This is a genomic window from Clavibacter sp. MX14-G9D (assembly GCF_032917815.1).
Classification (GTDB): Bacteria; Actinomycetota; Actinomycetes; order Actinomycetales; family Microbacteriaceae; genus Clavibacter; species Clavibacter michiganensis_K.
In genome coordinates this window covers 1-1,722 of the sequence record NZ_JAVCVL010000342.1, presented here as the reverse complement: position 1 = coordinate 1,722, position 1,722 = coordinate 1, and the positions used below count along the sequence as shown (strand labels likewise).

At 74.1% G+C, this 1,722-nt stretch carries 2 protein-coding genes; both read left to right on the top strand.

The features are described from left to right. Positions 1-93: 93 nt before the first annotated feature. Positions 94-900 carry an ABC transporter permease gene (locus Q6969_RS15430; RefSeq protein ID WP_317231233.1) on the top strand — a complete coding sequence of 269 codons (807 nt, stop codon included), beginning with the start codon at positions 94-96 and terminating at the stop codon, positions 898-900. Between the two features lie 37 nt (positions 901-937). After that, on the top strand, positions 938-1,722 hold a 785-nt coding region (locus tag Q6969_RS15425), incomplete at its 3' end, for a histidine kinase (RefSeq protein WP_317231232.1).

The window sequence follows — 1,722 nt, the reverse complement described above, 5'->3', positions numbered from 1 at the left end:
CGCCGCGTGAGCGCCGTGCGTCCGACCACGCCGGCGCCGGCATCCGCCACCGCGCCCGCCACCGCGCCCGCCGCCGCGTCCGCGCTCCCCGGCGTGCTCGCCCTCGGCATCCACCGGATCCGCTACGAGGTGCGCCGCTACTTCCGGCAGACCGACACGATCATCTTCACGTTCCTGTTCCCGGTGATCATGCTCACGATCTTCTCCGTCGCCTTCGGATCGTCGGGGAACATGGGCACCGCGCCCGACGGCTCCGGGGGCGTGAGCGCCGCGGCCTACTACCTGCCGGGCATGATCGCGGCGGGCATCCTCCTCAGCGGCGTGCAGAACCTCGCGGTCGACATCGCGATGGAGCGCAGCGACGGGACGCTCAAGCGGCTCGCGGGCAGCCCGCTGCCGGTCCTGTCGTACTTCATCGGGAAGGCCGGGCAGGTGGTCGCCACCTCCGTGCTGCAGATGGTCGTGCTGCTCCTCGTCGCGCGACTCGCCTTCGGCGTCGAGCTCCCGACCGACGCCGGCCGCTGGGCGACGTTCGCGTGGGTCTACGCGCTGGGGATCACGAGCTCGGCCGTGCTCGGCATCGCCCTGTCCCGCGTCCCGCGCTCGGGTGCCTCCGCCACGGCGGTCATCACGCCGATCGTGCTGGTGCTCCAGTTCATCAGCGGCGTCTACCTCACGTTCACGATGCTCCCGACCTGGCTGCAGGACGTGGCCTCCTTCCTGCCGTTGAAGTGGATGGCCCAGGGCATGCGCGCCGTGTTCCTGCCCGAGCAGCTCGCCGCCGTCGAGCGCGGTGGCACGTGGGACCTCGGCGGCGTGCTCGTCGTGCTCCTCATCTGGCTGGTGGGCGGGACGATCGCCGCGATGGCGACCTTCCGCTGGATCCGACGGGACTCCTGAGCGTGCGCGCGCATCCGGCGGCTGGCAGGCTCGGGGCATGATCCCCACCCGCTGGGTGCACGTCGCCTACGCCGTGACCATGGCGCTCCTCGTCGTGCTCGCCGTCACCGGGCTCGACGACCCCGCCCCGGCGCTCGCCGCCGTCGCCGCGATGTCGGCGCTGTACGTCCTCGTGGGCCGCCCGGCGCTCGTGGCGTCGGCGGCCGCGGCCGCCTCGGTGCCCGAGCGCCCGGAGCGGTCGGCCGTCGTGTTCCTCGTGCTCGTGATCCCGGCCGCCACCTGGGGCGTGGCGACCATGTCGTCCTTCGCGATCGTGCAGTGCGTCCTGTGCCCGCTCGTCTGGCTGCTCACGACGAGCGTGCGGGACGCCGTGCTCGGCACCCTCGTGCTCACCGTGTCGATCGCCCTCGGCTTCGTCGCCGGGTTCGGGGACCTGCCGGGCGCGCTCCCCACCATGGCGGTGTCGCAGGGGCTGAGCCTCGGCGGGAGCATCGCCCTCGGGCTCTGGATCACGCGCATCGCCGACCTCAGCCGCGAGCGCCTGGAGCTGCTCGACGGGCTGCGCGCCGCCCAGGCCGAGGTCGAGGAGCTCGGCCGGGAGGCGGGCGCGGCGCGCGAGCGGCAGCGGCTATCGGCGGACCTGCACGACACGGTCGCCCAGGACCTCACCGGCCTCGTGATGCTCGCCCAGCGCGGCCGGCGCGAGCTCCGCGGCGCCGACGCGGACGCCGCCGACGCGACCCTCGCGCTCCTCGAGGAGAGCGCGCGGGACGCCCTGACGCAGACCCGGTCCATCGTGGCCGCCACCGCCCCGGTGGAGCT